At 62.8% G+C, this 1,813-nt stretch carries 3 protein-coding genes; all 3 read right to left on the reverse strand.

Annotated features, from left to right (window positions below):
• Window positions 1–92 precede the first annotated feature (92 nt).
• The 3 genes from NUV89_RS29535 to NUV89_RS29545 are packed head-to-tail and all read right to left on the reverse strand — an operon-like array spanning window position 93 to window position 1,672.
• Window positions 93–599, reverse strand: a complete 507-nt coding sequence (locus NUV89_RS29535; RefSeq protein WP_257784098.1) for a GNAT family N-acetyltransferase — start codon at window positions 597–599, stop codon at window positions 93–95.
• Window positions 596–1,234, reverse strand: a complete 639-nt coding sequence (locus tag NUV89_RS29540) for a LysE family translocator (protein WP_257784099.1) — start codon at window positions 1,232–1,234, stop codon at window positions 596–598. The genes NUV89_RS29535 and NUV89_RS29540 overlap by 4 nt, the downstream gene beginning before the upstream one ends.
• Before the next feature lie 24 nt (window positions 1,235–1,258).
• Entirely contained in the window at window positions 1,259–1,672 is a 414-nt protein-coding gene (locus NUV89_RS29545) for an NUDIX domain-containing protein (RefSeq protein ID WP_257784100.1), read from the reverse strand.
• Between the last annotated feature and the right edge of the window lie 141 nt (window positions 1,673–1,813).

Here is a 1,813-nt window from a genome sequence, read left to right on the forward strand (position 1 = left end):
ATGCGGTGGTTCAGTCGAATTATCTGTACCTGACACACCGCTTTCGCGAGCAAGCCCGCTCCCACATTGGATAGGGTTTCCACAGTTGGATTTCAGTCGGTCTTCAGTTCGCGCCACATGTGGATCTTGTCGAAGTACTCCACACCCACCCGCACCGCCAACGGTTCCAGGCCGTATTGGATGAAACCGCAACGCTGGTACAGCGCAAAGGCGGCGTCGTTGCCGGCGGTGACGGTCAGTTGGATGACCTTGAGGCGCGACTGTTTGCGCGCCTCGGCAAGTGCCGCTTCGACCAGTTGACGGCCCACCCCCTTGTGCTGATGGCGGGCATTCACATACATGCCAAACAACGTCACCTTGTGCTGCGCCTTCTCCCGAGGCTCGTACGCCAGGCCGACAATGCCCGCCAATTCATCCCCGGCAAACGCACCCAGCAATCGATCCAGTGGACTCGCCAGACGTTTTTCCCACCAGCTCAGGGGCATCGCTGCCCGCTCGGCCACGCTGGAGGTGAACGCCTGGGGATAAGCACCATACGCCTCCAGCATCAACGCCCGATACGCCGCGGCATCCTCGGCCTCCAGCGTGCGGATATTCATGCGCTGCGGCGCTGCTCAAGCATCAGCCGCACCGCCAGTGCCGCCAGTACAAAGCCCATGAAATAACGCTGTACCGCCAGCCAGGTCGGGTTGTTGATAAACCAACCGGCGATGCTCGCGGCGAACATCGCGATCAGCGCGTTGACCATAAAGCTCACGCTGATCTGGGTGAAGCCCAGCATCACGCTCTGGGTGAACACCGAGCCGTACTCCGGGGTGATGAATTGCGGGAACACCGAGAGGTAGAACACGGCGATCTTCGGGTTCAGTGCGCTGGTGAGAAAGCCCATGGTGACCAGCTTGCGCGCGGAGTCGGGCGGCAGTTGCTGGGCTTCGAACGGCGAACGCGCGCCGGGTTTTACCGCCTGCCAGGCCAACCACAGCAGGTACAGCGCGCCGGCCCATTTCAGCACTTCGTAGGCCATCGGCACCGCGAGAAACACCGCCGTCAAACCCGCCGCGGCGGCGAACAGGTGCACAAAGAACCCCGCGACCACGCCCAGCAACGACACCAGGCCCGCCTTGCGCCCCTGGCAGATCGAACGGGAGATCAGGTAGATCATGTTCGGGCCGGGGGTCAACACCATCAGCAGGCACGCGGCGGCGAAAATCAGCAACTCGTTGAGTGGGATCACGGTTCAGTCCTTTGCGCCTGCACGTCAGGCGGTGGTGGTCAGCGATGCGCGATAAAACGGCAGGATCAGGTCACGTGTCAAGGGCGCCAACACCAGGCCGCCATCGCCGGCCGGGTCGATCCAGCGGACTTCTTCGATTTCGGCGGCGGGGTTTACCGGTACGTCGATATGCACTTGGAACAGCTGTGCTTCCACGGTGAAACCCGGCTCGTTGGCGGCGGGGGCCGAGAAGTGGCCGAGGTAGACGGCGGCGCTCGGGTCGATACGCAGGTTGAGTTCTTCGTGCAGCTCGCGCGCCAGGGCCTCGGCCGGTTGTTCGCCGGCGTCGATCTTGCCGCCCGGTTGCATGAACGCCTGGGTGCCGCGCTTGCGCACCAGCAGGGTCTGGCCGTCGCTGCCGATCAGGAGGGCGGCGGCGATGCGGATGGTGGTTGGCATGGGAGGGCTTCCTTGGCTGCAAAAAAGGGCGCAAGGATCACATGATCGTTGGGAACGCCGCAATCCAATGTGGGAACCGGGCTTGTGTGGGAGCGGGCTTGCTCGCGAATGCGGTGGGTCAGTAAAAGATGTGCTAACTGG

This window comes from Pseudomonas sp. 18.1.10 (genome assembly GCF_024655625.1).
Taxonomy (GTDB): Bacteria; Pseudomonadota; Gammaproteobacteria; order Pseudomonadales; family Pseudomonadaceae; genus Aquipseudomonas.

What these genes read in the sequence shown, in the direction of transcription:
- NUV89_RS29535 (WP_257784098.1), bottom strand. Translation starts at nt 599, where the DNA reads ATGAATATCCGCACGCTGGAGGCCGAGGATGCCGCGGCGTATCGGGCG.
- NUV89_RS29545 (WP_257784100.1), bottom strand. Translation starts at nt 1,672, where the DNA reads ATGCCAACCACCATCCGCATCGCCGCCGCCCTCCTGATCGGCAGCGAC.